The organism is Paenibacillus sp. FSL F4-0125 (assembly GCF_038008565.1).
Lineage (GTDB): Bacteria > Bacillota > Bacilli > Paenibacillales > Paenibacillaceae > Paenibacillus_AQ.
The window spans coordinates 5,513,620-5,537,008 of the sequence record NZ_JBBOZJ010000001.1; the positions used below are offsets into that span (position 1 = coordinate 5,513,620).

Annotated in this window: 19 protein-coding genes and 1 riboswitch; of the genes, 3 read left to right on the top strand and 16 right to left on the bottom strand. The window is 47.2% G+C overall.

From position 1 onward, the window contains the following. Positions 1–153 precede the first annotated feature (153 nt). The 3 genes from NST74_RS24475 to NST74_RS24485 all read right to left on the bottom strand — a co-directional run bounded on the left by NST74_RS24475 (position 154) and on the right by NST74_RS24485 (position 4,156). A complete protein-coding gene (locus tag NST74_RS24475; RefSeq protein ID WP_341114903.1) occupies positions 154–1,620 on the bottom strand; it encodes a glycosyltransferase family 4 protein in 1,467 nt (488 codons plus the stop codon). 352 nt (positions 1,621–1,972) lie between these two features. Further along, a complete protein-coding gene (locus NST74_RS24480; protein ID WP_042132451.1) occupies positions 1,973–3,088 on the bottom strand; it encodes a CgeB family protein in 1,116 nt (371 codons plus the stop codon). Between the two features lie 51 nt (positions 3,089–3,139). Next, positions 3,140–4,156, bottom strand: a complete 1,017-nt coding sequence (locus NST74_RS24485; protein WP_375105297.1) for a CgeB family protein — start codon at positions 4,154–4,156, stop codon at positions 3,140–3,142. 515 nt (positions 4,157–4,671) lie between these two features. On the opposite strand from NST74_RS24485, the gene NST74_RS24490 reads away from it, so the two are divergent. After that, on the top strand, positions 4,672–5,427 hold the full coding sequence (locus tag NST74_RS24490) for an AAA family ATPase (RefSeq protein ID WP_042130846.1): 756 nt from the start codon (positions 4,672–4,674) through the stop codon (positions 5,425–5,427). 67 nt (positions 5,428–5,494) lie between these two features. On the opposite strand, the gene wsfD is transcribed toward NST74_RS24490, so the two are convergent. The 3 genes from wsfD to NST74_RS24505 form a co-directional block, all read right to left on the bottom strand. Further along, positions 5,495–6,910, bottom strand: a complete 1,416-nt coding sequence (gene wsfD, locus NST74_RS24495; protein WP_341114906.1) for a glycan biosynthesis hexose transferase WsfD — start codon at positions 6,908–6,910, stop codon at positions 5,495–5,497. Positions 6,911–6,918: 8 nt separating this feature from the next. Further along, positions 6,919–8,811, bottom strand: a complete 1,893-nt coding sequence (locus tag NST74_RS24500; protein ID WP_341114908.1) for an LTA synthase family protein — start codon at positions 8,809–8,811, stop codon at positions 6,919–6,921. A gap of 198 nt (positions 8,812–9,009) precedes the next feature. After that, entirely contained in the window at positions 9,010–10,347 is a 1,338-nt protein-coding gene (locus NST74_RS24505) for a 5'-deoxyadenosine deaminase (protein ID WP_341114909.1), read from the bottom strand. Between the two features lie 67 nt (positions 10,348–10,414). Next, positions 10,415–10,513: riboswitch (purine riboswitch) on the bottom strand. Positions 10,514–10,770: 257 nt separating this feature from the next. Here NST74_RS24505 and NST74_RS24510 point away from each other — a divergent pair. Beyond that, the gene (locus NST74_RS24510; RefSeq protein WP_341114910.1) at positions 10,771–11,250 is read left to right on the top strand and encodes a DL-endopeptidase inhibitor IseA family protein; all 480 of its coding nucleotides are present in this window, start codon (positions 10,771–10,773) and stop codon (positions 11,248–11,250) included. 152 nt (positions 11,251–11,402) lie between these two features. On the opposite strand, the gene NST74_RS24515 is transcribed toward NST74_RS24510, so the two are convergent. The 5 genes from NST74_RS24515 to NST74_RS24535 form a co-directional block, all read right to left on the bottom strand. Further along, positions 11,403–11,945, bottom strand: coding sequence for a GNAT family N-acetyltransferase (locus NST74_RS24515; RefSeq protein ID WP_076119483.1), 543 nt, complete (start codon positions 11,943–11,945; stop codon positions 11,403–11,405). 204 nt (positions 11,946–12,149) lie between these two features. Beyond that, positions 12,150–12,566 (bottom strand): hypothetical protein, encoded by a 417-nt coding sequence (locus NST74_RS24520; protein WP_076119484.1) that lies wholly within the window; start codon positions 12,564–12,566, stop codon positions 12,150–12,152. 4 nt (positions 12,567–12,570) lie between these two features. After that, entirely contained in the window at positions 12,571–12,873 is a 303-nt protein-coding gene (locus tag NST74_RS24525; protein WP_042130853.1) for a hypothetical protein, read from the bottom strand. Continuing rightward, positions 12,870–13,217, bottom strand: a complete 348-nt coding sequence (locus NST74_RS24530; protein ID WP_313641147.1) for a restriction endonuclease subunit S — start codon at positions 13,215–13,217, stop codon at positions 12,870–12,872. The genes NST74_RS24525 and NST74_RS24530 overlap by 4 nt, the downstream gene beginning before the upstream one ends. A gap of 21 nt (positions 13,218–13,238) precedes the next feature. Next, complete coding sequence (locus tag NST74_RS24535; RefSeq protein WP_081389864.1) at positions 13,239–13,532, bottom strand: nucleoside-diphosphate sugar epimerase; 294 nt, start codon at positions 13,530–13,532, stop codon at positions 13,239–13,241. A gap of 230 nt (positions 13,533–13,762) precedes the next feature. On the opposite strand from NST74_RS24535, the gene NST74_RS24540 reads away from it, so the two are divergent. Continuing rightward, positions 13,763–14,275 carry a GNAT family N-acetyltransferase gene (locus NST74_RS24540; protein WP_341114915.1) on the top strand — a complete coding sequence of 171 codons (513 nt, stop codon included), beginning with the start codon at positions 13,763–13,765 and terminating at the stop codon, positions 14,273–14,275. A gap of 50 nt (positions 14,276–14,325) precedes the next feature. Here the strand turns inward: NST74_RS24540 and NST74_RS24545 are convergent, their stop codons facing one another. The 5 genes from NST74_RS24545 to NST74_RS24565 all read right to left on the bottom strand — a co-directional run bounded on the left by NST74_RS24545 (position 14,326) and on the right by NST74_RS24565 (position 23,305). Then, entirely contained in the window at positions 14,326–15,057 is a 732-nt protein-coding gene (locus NST74_RS24545; RefSeq protein ID WP_341114916.1) for a sugar phosphate nucleotidyltransferase, read from the bottom strand. Positions 15,058–15,104: 47 nt separating this feature from the next. After that, positions 15,105–15,842 carry a glycosyltransferase family 2 protein gene (locus NST74_RS24550; protein ID WP_341114918.1) on the bottom strand — a complete coding sequence of 246 codons (738 nt, stop codon included), beginning with the start codon at positions 15,840–15,842 and terminating at the stop codon, positions 15,105–15,107. Further along, positions 15,839–16,822, bottom strand: coding sequence for a glycosyltransferase family 2 protein (locus tag NST74_RS24555; RefSeq protein ID WP_341114920.1), 984 nt, complete (start codon positions 16,820–16,822; stop codon positions 15,839–15,841). Before NST74_RS24555 ends, NST74_RS24550 begins: the two co-directional genes overlap by 4 nt. Next, the gene (locus tag NST74_RS24560; protein ID WP_341114922.1) at positions 16,819–17,661 is read right to left on the bottom strand and encodes a glycosyltransferase family 2 protein; all 843 of its coding nucleotides are present in this window, start codon (positions 17,659–17,661) and stop codon (positions 16,819–16,821) included. The genes NST74_RS24555 and NST74_RS24560 overlap by 4 nt, the downstream gene beginning before the upstream one ends. A gap of 418 nt (positions 17,662–18,079) precedes the next feature. Next, complete coding sequence (locus NST74_RS24565) at positions 18,080–23,305, bottom strand: WIAG-tail domain (protein ID WP_341114924.1); 5,226 nt, start codon at positions 23,303–23,305, stop codon at positions 18,080–18,082. Positions 23,306–23,389: the final 84 nt, after the last annotated feature.

Here is a 23,389-nt window from a genome sequence, read left to right on the forward strand (position 1 = left end):
GGGATTTTTACACCTCTTTTCGCTCATTTGGCCGAATTCGCGGCAATCTGGGGGATTTTTACACCTCTTTTCGCTCATTTGGCCGAATTCGCGGCAATCTGGGGGATTTTTACACCTCTTGCTCCGCTAGCCACCTTCGCGGCAAGCGGAGCATTACGCCGTGCGCCGCCGCCCACTCCGGCGGGCCCGGCGGCGCTTGCCCCCGGCGGTGCTCCGCCGCCGGGCAGAACCCTTACGCCGCTTGCGAGCAGCGCGGCGCAAAACCAACGGGCGACCGCTTCGCCGGCGCGCCCGGACTTTGCCGCGCCGCTTGCGGGCGGCGCGGCTCGGCAGGCCCTTGCTTCGCGGCGGCAAAGCCGGCGATGCTGCGAGCAATTCAGGCAGGACAGCGGGTGATTCCACCACGCTGTCTGCCTCGCGCACCGGCGGTGCGCTGCAATAGCGGAGGCTCCACATCTCCGCAAGACCCTGCAGGCGGCTCCGATAAGCCGCCGGGCCATAAACGGCGTCGACGCGCTCCCGCGCTTGGGCGCCTATGGTTATCGCCAGTCCCGGCTGCGCCAGCATGACGTTGACTCTTTCGGCCAGCGCGGAAATGTCCGACGCTGGAACGAGATTTTCGCTGCAGCCTGCTGCGTGCAGAATCTCCCGCAAACCCCCGGAGTCGTAAGCGACTACGGGCTTTCCAAAAGCCATTCCTTCCAAAGCGGTCATTCCAAAGCCTTCACGGATCAGACTGGGAACAACCAGTACATCCATAGCGCAATAAGCAGATGGAAGACATTCAGCATAACCAACAAATTTAAAGCGGGTATACAGTCCCTCAAGCTTTACCTTGCGGACACAGCGATCATAGTAGCTTTTGTCACCGGCTGAGCCTATGACAACAAATTTCGCACTGGGATGGACTGCGTACACAAGCACAGCCATTTTCACAAAATGTTCCAATCCTTTTTCCTTATTAATAAAGGAAGAAATATAACCAACCAGCTGCTCCTGCGGTTTTATCCTTAGCTCTCGCCGGTGTTCGCCCCGAAGCTTGCTCCAAGCCTCAATCATCATCTCTTTGTCATTCCAAGAAGGGGGTAGCTGGATTACTTTCTCCGCTCTCACTTCCTCTGGAAAGCAAGCGGCTGCCGTCTGTGAAATAGACAGAATCTCATCACTATTCCGATGAATCAGCCCTACACTAATGGGTGTATATTCATTGTCAGTTATCGTCTCTGATATTTTCCATACCACCGGAATGCCCAGTGACTTGGCAGCCATTGCCGGCAAAGCATGCACACAGGTACTTGTAATAATAAACGACGGGCGCAGAGAGGCTAGCCAATCTGTTAATTCGTGATACTCCCTGCCTTCCTGAAATTTACGAGCATCTGCCTCGAGCCCTGCATAAGGAGTGTACATTCCATATAAAAGAGGAATCGAGAGCAACTGTACACTTATTCCGCAGCTTCGAGCCTGAGCAGTCAGCTTGCCGTCCTGAGGTGCAACGAGAATACAATTAAAGTACGGAGAAAGCTCCTGAGCGAAAAACAACAACAGCTTCTCCGCTCCGGTAATACTGCGTGTATTGGATACATGTGAAAAGAGGACGATTGTAGCTTTATCAGCCATGGCGTTTCGGCGCTCCCTAACGAGGGCCTGGAGCAGCCATTCACCTCCCTAAAAGTTTTACGAAGCGTTACTCAATCTCTTACTTCGCAGTAAAACTCGCTTCGAAAGCATCCGCTTAGTTTTACGAAGCGTTGCTCAAGTTTCTTACTTCGCAGTAAAATTCGCTTCGAAAGCAGTCGCTTTTCCTGAGCCCCGCCACTCAGCTATTCAAGCCGCTCCAGCTGAAATTTCTTTTCATAGGTTACAGGCATACGCTGAGGCCGGTTCTACAGTATATCGAGGAAAAACAGATGCCGGCACGACACCTGTCCCCTGCTAAACGCACATTTCCATATCCAGTTCAGAAACAAGCCTAGCCGTAAATTACCGCTAACATCTGGTAAATACGTTTTGCGTAGGTGTGATCCTTAAGCGTCCGTTCAAAAGCGCGCAGTGCGATCGCCCGGCGTTCCTCCTCATGGGTTAGGTAATAACGGATCTTATCCATCATTTCCTGAGGGCTCGCAAAGGTCTCAATTTCTTCACCCGGTTTGTAGAAAGATCCCATATCATCTCTGGCATCCACTAATTGCAACGTGCCTGTTGCTGCAATTTCAAAGGTACGCGGATTAGGAGAAACAGCTGGAATCGAGAGCGTATTGTTGTTAACTACTTCATCAATGTGCGAGCGGTGGAGGTTAATGACGATTTTAGAGCCGCTGTAAGCTACCGCTGTTTCTTGTGGCGACATCCATTTACCAATTTCAATACGGTCACCGTACAGCGGGGCCTCAGGCAGACGATCCCACCAGATTCCGTTAATCACCGTGTTATAGTTCATCAGGTCAGGAAGAATCTCACGGAAGAAGTTGACCCGGTTCCAATAGGCGGAGCCAATAAAGCTAACTTCCCGATTCAATGACGAACGTGTTGTAGTAGGACGGTAATGCTCTAGATGAGCAGCAAAGGGGAGATAATGCACCTCAGGGCAACCGAGTCCCCGGTAGAAATCAATACAATTACGTTCAAGTGTGAATACAAAATCGTAGTGTGCCACAATCTTGATCGTAAAGTCAGTGTAATAAGGATCATCTGTAAGCCAAATCGCTGTCCGGACGCCACTAGTGCGAATCGCATCGATCTGCTCAAGCGGTAAATCCATACCGTCCAATACCAGTACAAGATCCGGTCTTTGCGCTGCAGCCAGCTCTACTAGATTTTGACGCACGTCCGTTATCGTAACTTGAGCTGTTAATTTTTGCAGAGCGCAAAGAACCGCATCATCTAAAGGGGAGTAAGGGTATCCTTTGCCAGAAGCGACATACATGACATGAATATTCCGTACAGGAAATACTTCTTCAGGACGACCATTCAGAATCGCAAGACGCCCCCGTAAATAGCCCTCATCATAACCGCCTTTGAAACCACTCAGGCGACCACGCAGCTTTTCTTCCTCTGGAGGTGTCAGAGGTAATGGTGGTGTAGGCATAATAAATTCATTATTATTCATAATCCTCGCTCCTTTATCCCGTTATAGATTTCATACACGTGAAGCAATCACATTCAACAGATGAGGCAAACGCGCAGTGAATGTATGGTTGCGCATTGTAGTCCGTAATCCCCGTAAGGCGTAGATTCGACGCTCTTTTTCATGCTTCAGATAGTACTCAATCTTCTGCTGCAATTCCTTAGCGGAGCCAAAAGTATCCAGATCATAACCAGGCCGATAATAATTGCCCAGGTCCTCACGAACATCCGTAAGCTGCATAGTACCGCAGGCGCTGATCTCATAGGTCCGCGGATTAATGGAACGTGAAGGAAGGCGGTAGCTATTCCGGTTATCCTGTCCTTCTTCCCACGGGCGGTGAATATTAATGACTATTTTCGCACCACTGTAGTAGTTCGCTGTTTCCTCAGGCGGAATAAAGCCGTTGCTAATAAAAGGTGTAAGCTGATCATAGGTGGCGAGGCGTTCCCAAAATCCCCCGGCGATAAGCACCTTCTTCCCCTTTAGATAAGGTGCCAGTTCATCGAACAGCTCTGTCCGGTTACGAAATGCATTACCAATAAATACAATGTCATACTGATATTGCGGGCCGGTACGGCGTGGGTAGAACATCTTTGGATTGACACATAGTGGCAAATAATGAACCGATGACACTCCAAGGGATTGATAGAACTCCACACAACCCAGCTCATGTGTAAATACGTGATCATAGTGCCTACAAATGACTGAAGTGTCCTCTGTAAAATAAGGATCATCCACAAACCAGATGGCGGTGGGGATGCCTAGCTTTCTTATCTCTGAAATCTGCTCTAAATGATTTTCCGGGAATACGTGAAGTCCATTCATTACTAATACTGCTCCAGGCATTTCCCGTGCCGCGGTTTCCAGCATCGTTTCAGGAGTGCTTATTACAAGCTCACTTACAAGCTGCTGCAGTGCCTCCGTTACGCCAGTGTCGATCGCCTGAAATCCTTGAGGAACATACATTAACTTAAATGGTCGGCAGGCTTCGACCCCTGGAGTATTCAGACGCTGCACAGCTTCACACATGCCAAGACGATATCCTTCGTGATAACCGTCGCGATATTCTCGCGGACGCTTGTGTTTTTTTCTCTTTCTCGCTTTCACGGCCTTCACCCTGCCCCGTCGTATTCTCAAGACAGTATAACTATATGCGGAGTCAGCACTCGCCTCATGGACATCTGTCTTTACTAGAACTAAATTGGCAGATGTCCCCTGTCTTTTGCCCCGCTTGCCCGAACCTTAGAAGATTTCATCCACTCACAGGATGCTGGTATACTATAAGAGGTAGTTCAAAAAGTCCGCTTTTGATCACGAAGTACCCCAAGAAGATTACTCGACATCGAATATTGAATTCAGGCGAAACTTCCGGTGCTCACGTAGCTTCCACTACGCTCTGCTCCTCAGTTTCTACCTTCTTTCAATCTTCTCGGTGCTGAAAACCGTACTTTTTGAACACGCACTATAAAGGTCTAGCTCGAAGCTCTAATCTCGTCATATCTGTCCGGAATAGATTATTTTCTGGCATTCACAGGGGGGGCACTATGAATAACACCACGCTTTACTTGCGTCATGCAGAACTGCTTCGTGATCAGGTTCCATCATTCCAAACCTATCCATTTCATCTGCCAGCCGTAAGAACACTGGATCGGCTTATTTTTCAAAAGCCAGTAACCTTTCTTGTCGGGGAGAATGGCACAGGGAAATCTACCTTGTTAGAGGGAATTGCTGCTGCGTGGGGCTTTAACCCTGAAGGTGGAACACTTAACTTCTCTTTTAACACTCGTTCCTCACATTCGAGTCTCTATGAGTATTTTAGAATTGCTAGAGGGGTTAGACGTCCGAAGGATGGCTTTTTTCTACGCGCGGAGAGCTATTATAATGTGGCTTCCTACATTGATGAATTAGATGAACAGCCTAGTTTTGGTCCACCAATCAAGAACTCCTATGGAGGCAAGTCTCTGCACGAGCAGTCTCACGGAGAGTCTTTTTTCGCAGCGTTCGTTCATCGTTTCGGAGGCCGCGGACTTTATATCCTTGATGAACCTGAAGCAGCTCTATCTCCGCTGCGGCAAATGTCTCTGCTGGTGCGTATGCATGAGCTAGTGCAACAGGATTCACAGTTTATTATCGCAACCCATTCACCTATTCTGATGTCCTATCCGGAAGCCGAAATTTTTCTTCTAGAGGGTGAGGGCATCCGTTCTGTCGCCTTGGAGGAGACGGAGCACTATACCGTGACCAAAGCATTTATGAATGACCGTCAGGGCATGCTGCGTGAGCTTTTAGAGGATGAATGAATAGATAACCCAATAAAAACAGCAAGTCTCCATAATCGGAAACTTGCTGTTTGATTTGTTCCATAAATTAACGTCTTACAATTCCCACTACCTTGTGTACAATCCATCCGAACATGACTACAACCATCATATCGAAGCACACATTAAACAAGAATAAATGCTTACCGATATCAGCCCTTCCATCCCCAAGAATCGGAACCAAGAAGGAGAAAATCCCTATCAGCCCTAATAACATCAGCAGTTCACCGGCAACTCTACCACGAACATCCCTACTGCGGAAGTATTGGAACAATGCCCCGGCAAAATACAGCAGATAAAATAGGGAGAGGAATCCAAGCGTATGCGGAATATGCTTGTTCTTGAATTCGCTCCATCCGCTATAAGTATACGATAATGCGCCTGCTGGCTTATTTTCACTCTTCTCATAGTTCCCTAAATAATAAGGGCGAATCGCCATACTGTTACTCGCAGCATATTCCATATTATCTATTAACCGTCCTGGATGTTTTAAGTAGAAGAACAATACATTCTTATGGGATACCCGGTCGTAGAAATCCGGTACCAGCGAAGGATCATCCTGTTTGATCACTGTATCGGTCTGAAAATAATTCGTGCCCGCAAGTACCTCCAACCGCTCCGGCAATCCGAGATCCTGCAAATCTCCCTTCACATCCGGTGATTCGTTTAATATCCCAAAAAACACAGTCTGATACAGGTTAATATGCTTCAGCTCTTTTGGCGCCGTCACGTACATAACGATGGATACCAGAAATATCGCAATCGAAAAGCGTAAGGCCAGCTTTCTCCATTTTCGTTCACCATCAAGCGTCATAAACCGCAGGAAGATCAATGCAAAGGCAACCCCAACCGGCGCATTCTGAATTTTGGAGGTGACCAGAAACAGAATCGCGATAAAGAACAAGGTTAACCCTTTAGTCGTAGGCTTTTCTTGGCTAGTAAGTCTTAATCCCAGCGCAAAGGTTAGCAGCATGAATACCATCGATACCGGCTCTCCAAACAAGGAGTTAAAGTATGCCAAATACCCAATATCGTAAAATACAAACAATATAGCTGCACCTAGCAGCAGCCCCGTAACATAAGAGCCGCGGGCATTGTACTTCACCAGCAGCCAGGTCGCCACCAGTAAAAGAAGACCGTAAACTGCACCTAGCAATCTAACATCAAAAAAGCTGCCATGGATAAGACCGCCGATCACCCTCGGTACAAGCACAACCAAAATCTGTGAAGAAGGATAGAAGCCCCTAAACAAATTCTCATACGCAAACCGAGAATGGCTAAAATTAAAAAACTGGTCGGTATACGATGCTGCAGTATCATAGTAGTTCAGACCGATGGTATTCATCATACGCAGGAAATCTCCATTATCAGCAACCCCAATAAAAGGACCTACGAATAACAGATAAATAATGAGACCGCAGCCGGCAAGGCTTACGAGATACTCCGGTTTCCAGAACTTTTTCATGATTCCCCCTATCTCTGTGGTAACAGCTTCACATATTCGTCGGACAAGTTCATAAGCTTCAATACATACTCATAATCACTCTGATATTTCGAGAAGTCCGTTACCGGCTTGAGCGTATCCAGCGACACAGCTTCACCATCTGCAAATCCTTTTCCAGGGACATAGAGAATGTCATCATTAAAGAAGGAGCCAGAAGGCAAATAATACCTCATGCCTAACACATTACGATCAATGTTGAGCAGGTCATGACCAAAGGCTGTAAATCCTTCTTGTTGTAGTGAAACGCCCATTAAATTAGCTATCGTAGGAAGGATATCTAGTTGTCCTCCCGTACGTTCTACTACCTTCCCTTGCTCCATTCCCGGCACACGCACAATGAGTGGAATATTAAAGCGGCTGATCCGGGAATCATATGGAACACCAAGTGCGCTTTCCACTTGCTCCGGCGGAACATCCTGAGGCTGAAGGCCAAAGTGATCACCATACATAACCAGAACAGTGTTATCCCACAATCCATTTTCTTTCAAACCTTCTATTAAAGTACCAATGGCATAATCAGTATAGTTTATAGCAGTCAAATAATCACCAAGCATCGTATCTTTCAAATTATCAGGCACAGTGATTTTCTTAAAGGAATCCGGGATTCTGAAAGGATGATGACTGGATGCTGTCACCATCTGTGCGTAAAAAGGAGTGCCTTTCTTCTTTAGCTCTGCCAATTTCTCGACACCCGTAATATACAGCTGTTCATCGGAAGCACCGAACGCATTAAAATGATCATTTGTAAAATAATCTTTATCATAATAGCCGTTAAAACCAAGTGCCGGGTATAGCTCATTCCGATTCCAAAAGCCTACTTTATTCACATGAAAGGTGTACGCCTCATATCCTTTATCCCTTAGCAGGCGTGGTAAGCTTGGCAGTTCTCTGTCCCCGAATCCGGTAGACATGGCCAACGTACCAATCGGATAAATTGACGTATTGCTCATGAATTCCGCATCAGATGTATTCCCTGGACCAATCTGCTGATAGACATGAGGGAAATAAAAGCCCTCATCTGCTAACTTATTCATGACTGGCGTCAATTCTTGCCCATCCAGGGATTGATGCAATGGAAAATTCTGAAAAGCTTCTAATTGTAGCACAATTACATTTTTACCCTTTTGTGAGCCAAAATAATCAGGAGTCGTACCTGCTGGCTTGTCACTATATGGATAGGAAGATTGCAGCGCATCAACCTTTGCGATCGTATCCTTAATATCTCCCGTTCCAATAAGATTGTTATCTTCTTTAATCTTAATGGCTGCAATGACCTCATAATTTATAAATCCGGCAGTTTCCGCCTGTACAAGCTCATTCGTAATTCCCCGAGCAGAGTGAACAGAATATGCCGATAAAGAAAAACCTCCAATAATGGATACCAGAATCACCAGCACCTGTAATAATCCTGTCTTCCGGTAACTATAGCGTTCACGCGGGTAGGCCTTTCCTTGTCTCCATCTGCGAATCAAACCGTAGATGGCGAAGATAACAAAATCCGCGAAGAATAAGTAATCAATACTCTTAATAGTAGATTCTACGCTTGCCTTCACTTGAAATACCTGATTAATTTCGGATAAGGCTAGATAGGTTGGCACAGAACCAAAGTGATTAAAATACACACTAGCTGCGAACAGCAACAGCGATAAAAAACCGTTAAATATCCAATAGACGGTTGTTCTCATCCGAGATGGCGTAATCACGGTTAAAATCCCCATGATAAAAAGGACTGGCGCTACATCTGCTGCAATCCATTCCCAAGCAATTCTATCAAAGAACAACACTCTCAAAAACAATAGCTTTAACCATAACAATATAACAACGATAAAGAAATGGGCACGATCCTGCCCTTGCTTTTTCACGAATAATCCCCTCTTACATGTTCATTTGTTCAAAATATAAAATCTATTCTAATATTTTGTAAAATATCAGGTTGTTCTAGTATAACAATACTTACTTTTTTTATCAAAATGGTAGAATTATCTTCCACTCAAAAAAAGAGATGCCCCGCTGCCCTTTCGGCATTGGAACATCCCCGTTAACTCTGAGTTGATCAATCTTTAGACGATCGAAGTATGCTTAAGCAATCTTTTAATAGAACGGTTCGCTTCATTCAGAACAATTTCTTTATCTACAGTCTTCAACAGACCTCTTTCCATCACGATCTCCCCATCGATAATCGTAGTTTCCACATCCGCCCGGGTAGCGGAATATACAATTCTAGAGATGGGGTCTACGTCGTAGGAGGGGAAGGTGTGGAAATTGAAGAGATTCAGAAGCACTAGGTCTGCCTTTTTACCTACCTCAATACTGCCGATCTTCTCTTCCATTCCTACCGCTTTTGCCCCGCCTATAGTTGCCATACGAAATACACTTCGGGCATCCATCGTCGTAGGTCCATGTTGAGGCTTCTGAATAATTGCCGCAAGGCGCATTTCATTAAACATATCCAGATTATTATTGCACGGTGCACCGTCAGCACCTAGACTTAGTGACACATGATCATGGAGCATCCCCGGTGTATCTGCAATTCCAGAGGCTAGTTTCAGATTTGAACCGGGGCAATGACTTACATGGACTCCGCGATCCCGCAATATGCGCCGCTCCTCAGCATCCAGCCATACACAGTGCGCCAGTATTAAGCGCTCATTAGCTAATCCTAGATGGTCCAGGTAGACGATGTTGCGCATTCCGGTCATCGCCTGCACAATCTCAATTTCCCCTAAGTTCTCAGAAGCATGGGTATGGACCTTCACATCATACCTTGCGGAGAGATCTCGTACCTCGGTTAATAAGGGCTCGGTGCAGGATATTACAAAACGCGGAGAGAACGCATATTGAATTCGTCCATTGCCATAGCCGTTCCATTTTTCAAGCAAATCCACACTTTCCTGCAAAGAAGAAGCAGTGTCTTCTTGCAGTGCTTCAGGCACATTTCCTCCTTTTTGATCCATCATCACCTTGCCGGACAATGCCCGAATTCCACTTTTAGCAATAGCCTGAAAAGCATAGTCCGTATGATGGACAGTCTCCATATCAACAATCGTAGTGGTTCCGCTGGAGATCAGTTCCCCAATACCGAGCATCGCCGAATAATAAAGGGATTCTTCATCATGCGCAGCTTCTAACGGCCAAATCCGTTTACGCAGCCAATCCATAAGCTCCAAATCATCTCCCTTCCCACGGAATAACGTCTGGCATAAATGAATATGCGTCTGAACAAAACCGGGGATTAAGGTCCGGTTTGTGGCATCGATTACCTTTTCGTCTCCCTTCGGGTTCAGGTCAGAGCCGATTTCTACGATGATATCGTCCTTAATTCGAACATCCCCGACAAGCATATCCTCCTGCTTATTCATGGTAATGATTTCAGCATTTTTAATTAGGATGTTCCCCATTGTGCTTCTCCCCCTCATTATTCATTCGTTTGCCGCTCCACGATGTAACAGAAAAAGGCCACAAAAATATGCCTTAGCATATTTTCGTAGCCAGAAATTTACGGTTCCCGGTAGAGACCCTTAAACCAATTATTAAGGATATACGAAAAGAAACTATTCTATTCCAAATTTGAATAAAGTAATCATAAAGCAAAGACATGTTTAGTGTCAACACAAGTTATTTAAAATAACACAAAACTTAAATTTAGATTTTTTTACGCAAATATAAATAATCAATTCCTCATTAATGTTATAAAACCTTACTCAAAATTTAATTTCCCGCACTATTATTCTAATAACTCATAAATTCCGCTTTTTATACTCGTCCTATTACCCGAACCGATAGCCGCACTTTTAATAAAGTAATAGCGAGGAGGAGATCAAATGCCAACAATTTCTCAAACCCCAAGTGAGTTGCAAGCATTCATTGCCGCTGCTGAAAAAGCATGGTTCGAGGTCTACGATTCTGCCGATTCCCGTAGAGTGATCCGCGTTGACGGTGCTGATTATTATCGTCTGCCGGTTAGATTCAGCACCAGAGCGAAGGTCATTTCATTTTTTAGGAAATACTGGGGTATTACAATGAGCAACACCATGTTCTGTAATTTACAAACTGTTTCTAGAAACAACAGACTCTACGTAATATCGGGAGATACAGGCACCATTGCTTTTATCCCAAGAAGACTCACCGTTACGGGTCGCACATCAACAAGAATACGCCTTACAGCCGTTCTGTCGATAGATGATATGAGCGATGAGGATATCGTTAACGTTCGTTATCTGATCGGCGTGTCCGGGAAGAGACTTCTTATCCTTAACCGGGATCAAAAAAATACCGACCCACGATACCAGACCTGCCGTTAATGAAAATCTCCATAATCTTATAAACACAAAAACGCTCCTATGTAGAAATGGAGGGATCACCCAACCATCTCCATAGGAGCATTTTCTTTGTGCATCTATTTACCGCCAGCTATCCTAGACGCAGTCATCGTTCTAGTACATAACCAGCTTGTTTATGTTGAAGAATCCGGACGATGTTCTGGTTTCAGCACCTTTTCGAATACTGGAAAGTTCGCCGTGCGGTTTGGAAAATCCACTTCACCTCTATGGTCATAACCAAGGCGAGGATAAATTTCAAGTGCTCTAGTATTCTTGGCATAAGTATCTAACCGAATACTTGTGTAACCATTACGTGCTGCGTAATCCTCTGCAAAAGCAATTAACCTAGTCGCAATCCCTTTACCCTGAATCTGTGGATGGACTGCTAAACGATGCATAATCAGATGTGGCCCTTGATTTTGCTTCCACTCGATCTTCTTATATTCCTCAGAAGCATTCTCATCCAATACAAGAATACCTGCGATAGCCTGATCCTCTTCACATACATATAAGGTACCCTGCGCGATATCCAGTTCGATAATCTCTCTATTCGGATAGCGCTCATCCCACTGGTCGCTTCCAGCGGCCTGCATAACTTGTACACATTTTGAGATCAATTCCATAATCTCTTCGATCTCTTCCTGTCTAGCTTTTCTGATCCCATTTCCTACTTGCATCCTGCTATCCCCTCTTTCTTATCGACATCTGAAAACCGTTTAAATAGATTCTCGTTTTAGAAGTCTATCATATTCGGAGACAAATTCCGATAGTAGGATGATTCCAGAGAGGAAGCAGTCCCTCTAAGTTGAGGGACACGAAAGATCAGTATAACGCGTCATAGATTAGATCTCCGGGTCCCTTCCTCTTAATTCACCTGCTGCTTAATTAAACTCCAGTTTATGCCCGTCCTCGAAGCCCTTGGCGAAACCGGCGTCGAACCCCACGTTGTATGCTTCGGTGTAGCCCTGTTGATAGGCGTCTGCCGGTGGCGTTTCCGGCGAAACGCCCAGGTCCGGGGGGAGCGGAATAACCTGTGGAGCAGGTGGAGCCTCGACAGCCGGCACTACATGTACCGGTGCGTGAATAACTCTTACCTTTCGAACAAGCTTTCGGCGGAGCCTTCTTTTCTTACGTACCAAAAGGCCTTTCTTCGTCTTACCGTAACGAACGATTTTCCTAGCATGCCCTCTGCGAGGTTTGCGGGCTAGACCTCTACGAACTTTCGTTTTACGCGAGAGCAGCAATGTACGTCTGCGGGTTCTGCCCGAACGTAATGTTCTAAGGCTTTTTTTCTTCATGCTTCTATTCCTCCTGTGCTCCATGATCTCTGGAGGTTCCTACGGCGTATGCCTTGCTCAGCCAGGGCGCAGCAGGAATCCCCCGTTTCGGTTGATGCAGTGAAATCCCGGACATCATCCGGCACATCGCGCTCTGATACCCACTTAGAATTCTAATATTGTCGCTCAATTTACGGGCCGTCAGCTCAGATTGCCCCGTCAATTCGGCGATGCTCTCCAAGATGGCCGCCAATGCAGCCTGACTGCGCGAAATGGAGCGGATCATCTCCAGCTTGACGGCATGTTCAGAGAGACGGTCCCCGCTCATTTGCTGTCTTCCCCAAAACTAAACCCATCACCTGACATGTCACCAAAACCTTCTCCGCCGCCATCATCTTCACCACTGCCCAACACTGCTTTTAAATTGCTGTAGAGTCCATTCTCCAGTTTGGTCAGCCCTTCAACCATCTCCACGATGACTTCGTGAATAGAGAGGGATTCCTTTAGCTGCTCACCGTGGGATTCGAAAGCTCTAGCGTGGATATGATGCTGTGCCCACTGCTTTACCTTTTCAGCTTCAACCGCCTTAGCTTCCAGAATCATTGCAATGTTCCACTGGATAGTGGCGGTCGACTCCAGCATTTGCAGATATGCTTGTTCTCTGCTCATCATCCGCCTCCTGCTCCTATAGCGTTACTCTTCGTCTTGACCGTTCAATTCCTTAATTACTCTGCCTACCCCTTCAGCCATCGCTTCTTCCAGATCTGCAAGTGCGTTCAAGTAAGCAATAATATTCTTGTTTACCTGAGTTGAGCTTTCGATCATCCCGCTGATACCGTCAAAATCGGGATCTGCATCTGGCAGATCGTGGACAATTTGCGACATACGGACAGCCACGTGGCGCTCTGCGTCTAGAATCCGCGCCATCTGTTCGTGCGTATGGGCCATGTGCTGCAGGACTTTAGTTATTTTATTCTGCACCTTCATGTCTCCTTTGCTCAAACGCCCTGCTACAGCATATGCGGCAGAAGCCGGGACGGTGCCGGGGATATAAGAGGCCGCCAAGCATTTCAGCGGGAAATATAAGACATAAAGTATGGTGTGAAACTTAAACCTTCTTATATTTGAATAGACAATGTTAATAATTGCTGCCTGCCTATAAATGGATTAAAATGTGAAATGCGCATTCTATCATTCACAAAGATTGGAGGGGGACTATGAAGCTTGGAAGCCAACGGATCGATTTGGCGCCTTTAAATGCTGCAGAGCTTTCACTAGCCACAGAAAACTACGCGGAACTTCAGCAACATTTGGGTTTAAACGCCATTAGTGCCGAGCTTGATGATGACATGCAATATGCGATGAAGATACGGCTCAAAAAAGTGCGGCAGGAACCAGAGCATTACCTATGGTTGACCAATTGGGCGATCATTCATCAGAAAGATCAATGCATTATCGGGTTCATTATCCTTAAAGGGTATCCGAATGAAAAAGGCGAGGTTACTATAGGTTACGTGATTGATGAGAAATATAGAAGAAAAGGATACGCTACTGAGGCATTGCGGACGATCAATACGTGGATTCTCAGCCATCCCCAAGCAAACTATGTAATCGCTGATACTGAAAAAGATAATATTGCCTCCCATAAATTATTGGAGCGCTTAGGTTCAGAAAGGTACCTAGAGACTGAGGATTTGATCTGGTGGAGAATCGCAAAAGAACTTTCATGAGTTCCCGATTCCCTTCCTACTTTCCAATATTACAAAAAAAGCACTGCCACTTATGGCAGTGCATCCTTTAGCTTCTCTCCCGCCTCCCGCAGAGACTGGAACGTGCCCGCATCACTCCACCACTCCTTGAGGACATCATAGCTAAGCCTGCGGTTGGCAGCATATATATTATTTACATCGGTAATCTCCAGTTCCCCTCTCTTGGAAGGGGATACTTGGCGGATGATATCAAACACAGCTTCATCGTACATATAAATACCTGTTACGCAAAATTTAGTCTTGGGATGCTCCGGTTTCTCTTCGATATATGCAATCCAAGCAGAATCTTGACCGTCGAACACGGGAACACCGTATCGACGAGCATCGTCCACCGGCTTCAACAATACCTTCGCTGTACCTTCAGGCTGTCGAAGATAGCTCTCCACATAAGGCGTCAGATCATCCATAAACAGATTATCCCCAAGCAATACGACAAACCGTTCTCCAGGAAAAATGAATCCTTCTGCTAAATCAAGAGCCTCTGCAATGCCTCCAGCAGCCTCCTGAATTTTGTAGGTCAGAGATACACCAAAGGCTGCACCGCTGCCTAAAAAATCCGTATACAGACCAGCAGACTGCTTGCTGATGACCAGAAGAATGTCGGTAATTCCTCCTCGGCGAAGCCGATCTATGCCGTAACACACCATAGGATATTTGCCGACCGGAAGCAAATGTTTGTTCATAAGCCGGGTCAGCGGTTGAAGTCTGGATCCTGTTCCGCCCGCCAGTATGACTCCTTTCACTTACTTTCCTCCTCTTTATCTAAGTCCTTTGCCTTCGGATCTGCACTTTATATGAAAAGTATTGGATCCACATTCCATTTGTTCATAAAAAGCTTACGATTTCGTTCCACCAGCTCCTGCAGCCCGGTGTGGTATACCTGCTTAAAGCTCGCGCTTCCTTCATGGTGTATAAGGCAATCCCCTGCGATGAGCAATCGGTATCCCTTTAGTCTGGCGCGATAGCAATAGTCATCGTCCTCGTAATGTCCTGGTGAGTATCTCTCATCCAGCAGACCTACGGAAGTAAGTAGCTCTCTTTTGAATAAAAAACATAATCCTACCAACCGTTTAGTCTCCTGCCATTTTTGAGGATTGGAACGGTTAGCTCTCTCTGCAGCCTTATGAAAATCCAACAGACTTTCATAATCAGTCTTCACCTGCTGACGTCCACTCGCATAGTTAGTCACAGGCCCAACAATACCTACTTCAGGAGCACTATATAATGATCTCTTCAGATTGGTTAACCATCCGTGGGAAACCACCACATCATTGTTCAGCAGTAATAATTCATCACCCGATGCTAACAATAAGCCCATATTGCATGCGGATGGAAAACCTCGATTCTCAGGCAAAGAAATAAACGTTATACGATTCGCGCGGCAATAGGCATCCGTTCCATCCGTTGAAGCATTGTCTACAACGATGATCTCGTAAGGCAGCGGAGTATAGGCACGAATCGATTCCACACAGGACCGCAGCAGAGGTAATGCGTTGTAGGTCGGAATAATAATACTGGTCATCGTCATATCCGGTTCCTCCAAGCGGCTACTTGTCTGCGGTATTCGCGCTGCGTTTCATTATTTCGTAGGCCCCCATCATCACGACGGGAAAGCACCTCAAGGAGAGCCTCTGCGTGATCCCCTATGATCAGTTTCTCCACAGCATTTCCAGCGCCTATGTTCGCCTGACGCAGCCGATTATGCTTAATCACATTCACTGTTCCCACTTTCTCTACCCTTAACTTTTTCAATACAGAAAGAGCTTGGGCTTTAGGAGGAACTATTAATTCACGGTAGCCTATGGTCTCAAGCGCTCGCCGAGAAAGCGCGTGCGGGACAGCCGTCATAGAGCTAACTCCGAGATCGTACCGTCCAAGAGCATAATTCAGAAACAGCTTGCTGCGAGTGACATCGTCGCATAATCCAAAAGAAGGCATCAGTGGATCCAAATCATTAAGAGCCACATCAATTCCTCCATCTACCGCAGCTGTGAATAATCCAAGCTGAGATGCAGGAATGACCATATCTCCGTCCAGAAAAAGCAGAATATCTCCTCGACTCAGCTTCGCACCAATAGCCCGCCCTACGTCATGTCCGACAGACTCCGGACAATGTACAATTACAGCTTGACGATGTTGTCTGGAAATAGGAAAGCTGCTATCGCTGCAACCGTTCAGCACGACGATTATTTCAGCAGGCTCCAACCGGGATGCCTGTTGTAGCAGACGTCCCAAGGTCTGCTCCTCGTTACGCGCGGAGATAATAACCGACAAGGTCCCACGTAAGCTCGGTAGTTTCATTGCCTCACGGCCTACCTTTGATTGCCGAGACAAAATAGGCGATCGAACGGCAGCGGCTTCTCTTTTTACAGAACGATTCGCTGCCCTTTGACGCGGTGCCCATGTCGTTTTGGACGGACTAGCTGCTGAACGTTTCTTTACCGTACGAGTTGCTGTTCCTCGTCGAACGGTGGAGCTGCCAGATACTTGTAATAGAGCAACCATCATCTCACCATCTCTCTGCGCCGGGTTCCGTCGCTAAACCCTGCCCTGTTTCCCCGGTGTTCAAGCAAGAGGGATACAGCCTCCATATGATCTGTTGTAATCAACTGCTGCAAAGGATCTGTGCCATCTTCCTTTCGTCTGACTGCATTCAGTTTCCCTACATGTACTTTGTGAGCAGCCACCACACGTAAACCACTCAGAACTGCCTGAGCATGTGCCAAAGGGGGACAAGATAATGATTCACTCCCTAAGATTTCAAGCGCTCTCCGGCTGATTGCGTGCGGAACCGCCGTCATCGAACAACCTTTTAGATCCGGACGGCCAAGCAAAATATTGAGTGCATGTTTGGACAGTACTACCGGATGTGGTGAAAGTTTTCGTACCGGTCCGGAATAATCATTAAGCGCTATGTCTGCCCCACCGCTAATAGCGGTGACGAAAGGACGTAGCTCCGTAGCAGGAATCACTAAATCTCCATCTGTAAACAAGAGAACCTCTCCCTTAGCTGCCTCTGCTCCCACACTGCGACCAGCGTCATGACCAAGCGGCAACTCATAGGAAATAACATGCGCACCAAGCGAAAGAGCAATTTCTGCCGTTTGATCAGCTGATCCGTTGACGACTACAATAACCTCGCACCGCGGATGGACCCCTCTAGCTCCGGATATCACTCCCGCAATGGTTTTAGCTTCGTTCATAGCCGGAATAATTACGGAAACATAGGGATTTGGATGGTTAACGATAGGGACTGCAGCGACTTGCCGCACTGGGCGTGAAGTCCGCCGCTTGATCCGAGAGACCCGCCGTCCTGTGCGGCGGGCAGAAGTACGTTTGGGCTTCATGCTCATCCACCTTCCTTACAGAGCCTATTCGTCAGGCTGAGGGTTACATCACAGTTTATGTACTGCGCCGAACAGGGTAACGGCCTTTGTCTCCTGTCGAGTGGAAAACAGGACAAATGTACTCACCGCCAAACTTTGGCTAAGACATTTGCTTGTAACTAGTATGCTATCGGACACAGCTAACCCTAAACGCTGCATTATCCCATATTTGAATTGCTAATGGACTCCATAGACGCTATTGTCCGGAAAAACACCAAAGAATGCCCTATTCCTAAATTACGTTATCTGGGTCCGGAAGCCGCAGCGGGTGACTAGGACTCGGCGGTGCATGTAGCTAACGACCCAAAAAACAACAGAGCAGCGATCTCCATAAGGAGAATCGCTGCTCTGTTGTTTTTTAAGAGAGACGATTTGAAATTTAATCAAACACTCGATCATCCACTGCCGGTTTGGCTAAAGGAGCGCCGATAGCAATCCAAGAGATGACCCCATAGAAATGAGGAGTTTCGCGCAAGCGCACCACTTGTATCACTGCATCTCCATTAGCTCTGCTCTTTAAGGAAGCATAGAAGTAAGGTTGATTCGTCATGGCGACGAGCACATAACCCGTATGACCGAAGTTCTCATCGAATGATACGGTCACCTCCACACTCTCAGCATCTCCATTGAACATAAATGCTGTCATACCGAACTGCTGAAGCGCCTCTCTCTTTCCTGCAGTCTGAATCGGACTGAAGGATAGATGTTCAGCATTGACAGAATTCACTGCCAAATGGGCTCCGTTTACTGCACCGGGCGCAATATGATAATCCTGAACGCTTTCTTCCTCCAGATGACGGGCTTGAATGGCAAATGAAGAGATTTTGGAAGCTACAACCGCTTCATCCTGAAGCTCCGTCGTCCCTACTGCACCATCAGCCAGATGAGTGGACTCGATGCTGCCTGCCTTAAGCTTCACTCCGTCGATGCTAGCATCCTGAAGCAGCGCTGCGCTGCGTGTTTCATCCGCAAGATGCTCCAATTTGATGATACCGGGCTGCAAATGTCGATCTGCCACGATCTGGTCAGCAAGATGCTCTCCATACACACTCCATGGCTGCAAATGTAAAGAATTCACTGAACCTTCGGCCAGCTTTTCTTCGGTAATACTTCCTTCCGGCAACAGATCAGCGCTACGCACCTCTTCTGACAGATGCCCTAAGGTGATGCTGTCGGATCGAATGTGACGACTATCCACCGCATCCGCTGCCAAATGACCACCATAGACGCTACCAGGAGCCAGATGGAAAGAATGGATGGATCCACCCTCCAATTTTTCTCCTGTGATACTGCCATCCGGCAACAAATCGGCGCTAAATACTTCTTCTGCTAAATGATTCAGGGCGATGCTTCCAGACCGGAGATGACGGCTATCTATCGTATCACTCGCTAAATGTCCCCCATACACGCTGCCCGGAGACAAATGGAAGGCATTAATAGATCCGCCCTCCAATTTCTTTCCGGTAATACTGCCGTCTGGCAACAGATCAGAGCTACGAACCTCTTCTGACAGATGAGCCAGACTAATCTCTCCGTGTCGGATATGACGGCCTTTTATTGTACTTGGACTCAGATGACTTCCATTTACACTTTCAGGTGCTAGATGAATAGAATCTACGGATGCTTCCGCCAACTTCTCGCCGGTAAGGCTACCATCTGGCAGCAGGTCAGCACTACGAGCCTCTTCCGACAGATGAGCTAAAGTGATCTCACCCTGCAGGATGTGACGACCTTCTATTGTCCCCGAACTCAGATGACTACCATCCACACTTCCAGGCACCAGGTGAATAGAATCTACGGATTGATTTGCCAGCTTCTCACCAGTAAGGCTGCCGTCTGGCAGCAGATCAGCACTACAAGCTTCTTCCGATAGATGAGCCAGCGTGATTTCACCGTACCCAATATGTCGGCCTTCTACTGCACCCGGACTCAGATGACTGCTCCCTACACTTCCAAGTGCAAGATGAATAGAACTTATCGATTCTTCTGCCATCTTCTCGCCAGTAATGCTGCCATCCAGTAACAAGTCCGCACTACGCGTTTCTGCTGCTAGATGAGCCAGTGTGATTTCGCTGTTTCCGATATGGCGACCTTCTACTGCACCCGAACTCAGATGACTACTCCCTACACTTTCAGGTGCAAGATGAGTAGAATCTACGGATTCTTTTGCCAGCTTATCCCCGGTAATACATCCTTCCGGTAACAACTCCGAACTACGTACTTCTTTAGCTAGATGAGATAGGGTAATCTCACCGTATCCGATATGCCGGCCTTCTATTGTATCCGGACCCAGATGATCGCCATTTATACTTCCAGGTATTAGATGACTTGAATTCACAGATTCTTCTGCCAGCTTTTCTCGGGTAATACTGCCGTCTGGAAGCAAGTCTGCACTACGTGCATCGTTAGCTAGATGGGCCAATGTGATCTCACCGTACCCGATATGACGTCCTTCTATTGTATCTGGGCTCAGATGACTGCCATTTACGCTTCCAGGTATTAAATGAATTGAATTCACAGATTCTTCTGCTAGCTTTTCTCTGGTAATACTGCCGTCTGGAAGCAAGTCTGCACTACGTGCGTCGTTAGCCAGATGGGCCAATGTGATCTCACCGTACCCGATATGACGTCCTTCTATTGTATCTGGGCTCAGATGACTGCCATTTACGCTTCCAGGTATTAAATGAATTGAATTCACAGATTCTTCTGCTAGCTTTTCTCTGGTAATACTGCCGTCTGGAAGCAAGTCTGCACTACGTGCGTCGTTAGCCAGATGGGCCAATGTGATCTCACCGTACCCGATATGACGTCCTTCTATTGTATCTGGGCTCAGATGACTGCCATTTACACTTCCAGGTATTAAATGAATTGAATTCACAGATTCTTCCGCCAGCTTTTCTCGTGTAATACTGCCGTCTGGAAGTAAATCTGCGCTGCGTGCATCTTTGGCCAGATGAGCTAAGGTAATTTCACCATGCCCAATATGACGACCTTTCACTGTATCTGAGCTCAGATGACTGCCATTTACACTTCCATCCACTAAATGAACAGAACCTACAGATTCCTTTGCGAGCTTCTCGCCGGTAATACTACCGTTAGGCAGCAGCTCAGAACTAAAAGTCTCTTCTGCCAAATGAGCGAGTGTGATCTCTCCATGCCGGATGTGACGGCCTTCTACTGCACCAAGACTCAGATGATTTCCGTCCACACTTTCAGGTACAAGATGAATAGAATCAACGGATTCTTCTGCTAGCTTCTCCCCGGTAATACTGCCCTCTGGCAGCAAGTCGGAGCTGCGTGCATCTTCTGCTAGATGAGCCAGCTTGATCTCACCATATCCGATATGCCGTCCTTCAATCGTATCCGCACATAGATGGCTGCCGTCTACACTGCTCGGTGAAAGATGCTGGGAATCCACAGCCCCTTTGGCCAGCTTAGAGCCGCTTATACTACCCTCTTGTATTTGAACCGTAGAGATGGAATTAGGAATAATATGGCCATTTCCGATGGACAACGGCCGGATATGCGCTCCGCCGATGCTTCCCGGATTCAAATGTCTGCTCTGAACCGCACTGTCACTAATGGATTTAGATTGAACTACATTCACAGATAAATGCTCTGCCTGAACTGCCGACGCAGCTAATTTACTGGAATCTACACTTCCGTCGGCAAGCTTAGCCGAAGTGACCGATAAATCACTAATCTTATCTGTCGATACACTCTCCGGGGACAGCTTTAACGACGTCACTACATGATCTGCCAGATGATGCGGCTGCACTGCTCCAGCAGCCAAATGAATCTCCCTCACCGCAGCAGAAGCCAGCTTATCGCCTGAAACCGAACCGGACTGAATCGCAGCTGCAGTCACACTATTTTCTCCGAGATGTCTCCGTTCCACAGCTCCAGTGGCAAGATGATCTTTATCTACCACAGCATCCTGCAACGCACGGCCGCTCACGCTGGCATCGGCTAGATGTTTCTCCTCCACTGCACAAAAAGCAATATGCTCCCCACTCACCACTTCACGGGCAATCGTGCTTCCAATGACCGATCCTGCTGCTAGTTTCGCCGAGCTCACCACTCCGTCCGCTAACTTGGCGGAAGTAACGCTCTGTGGACGCAGGTGCTCCGCACCCACTGACTCTGAGGCCAGCTTTTCTCCAGTAACAGCACCAGAGGATAGATGATCCGTATGAACAGCTTCATCCATAAGCTGCTCCGAGCCTACTGCTTCCGAAGCTAAATGGGAGTGATTCACAGCCTCACGTTCCAGATGATTAGAGGAAACAGCCTGCATAGCGATTTGCGGTCCGCGTATGGCGGATTTGGCAATATGTCTGGTGGTTACAGCTTCATCTGCTAGCTTATGTGCGAGTATGCTTTGATCAGCGATTTTCGATGAGGTGACCGCTTGCTCAACCAGCTGTGCAGTGCCTACCGCACCTTCCGTTAGCTTTAAAAAGGAAATACTTCGGTCAGCCAGATGTCGACTCGTTATTTCCCCGTCGCTGATATGGGAACCGTGCACGCTTTCTGCACTTAAGTGGATGCTTCTCACCACTTCTGCACCTAGCTGCTTGGAACCGATAGCTCCATCTGCTACATGTGCGCCTTCGATTACACCCGACTGGAGCTGCTCCTTGCCGATCAGCTTGCTGGCAAGCTGCCCTGGGCCGATCGCTCCCGGAGCCAGATGTCTGGCGGTTATCAGAGCATCGCTTAGATGGCGACCTTCAATCACAGCATCAGCCAGCTTAGAGCCGCTGATTTCACCATCGGCTATTTTATCGCCTGATACCGCTGCATCAGCTAGCTTGGAACGGTCAATACTCCCATTTGCGATGTGGCGGCCCGAGATGCTGCTGCTTCCTATTTTGTCACCAGTTACCGCCCCATCCTCCAGTAGCTCTGCCGTAATAATCAGATCACTCAAATGACGGCTCTCAATGGATTTATCTGCAATTTGACCGCCGCCAATAATCCGATCCGCCAGCTTCTCCGGACTAATACTGCCGTTCTTCAGCTTCTCTCCACTGATGGAATGATCCAGCAGTTTACCGCCACTTACGCTTCCTTCGGCTAAATGCTCACCTACAATGGATTCAGGTGCAATTTTCGAAGAAGTAACTGCCTTGTCCGCGATATTGATACTCTGTACAGCGTAATCTTGCAGCCAAGGTGTACCAATAATGCCGAACTTCAGCTTTGAGCCGTCAATGGTGCGTGGAGCGATTTTAGCCCCGGTCACTGCTGCATCCGATAGATCATCTGTATAAACAGGCTGGAACCGCTCTTTTTCAGGAGCGAACCATATCGTCTCAGGAAGATTATCCGCCTGTTTCTGAAGCTGCGTTTCCACTATAGGCTCTGGCTCTGGTTGCAGAACGGGTACGAAAATCGCTTCCTCTTGAACGACTTCAGCTATTGCTCCTCCACTTACCTGAACATCCGCGAGCTCTGCTTTACTGACTCCGTCACTGCCGCTCCCCGAATCCTTTGAACTGCTTTTGCTTTCCAGCATAGTCAGTTCCTTTATATTGGGATTATCTACATAGTAGAGTCGTTTTTGTGGACTGCGCGGCTGCTTTTTTTTGGAACCCCTCACAAGCAGTCTCCTCCTTCCATCTAATGTTTCTCCTAGGCATCATATGCAGAGGTATGGGCTGATGACACCCTTTTGCAATAAGCC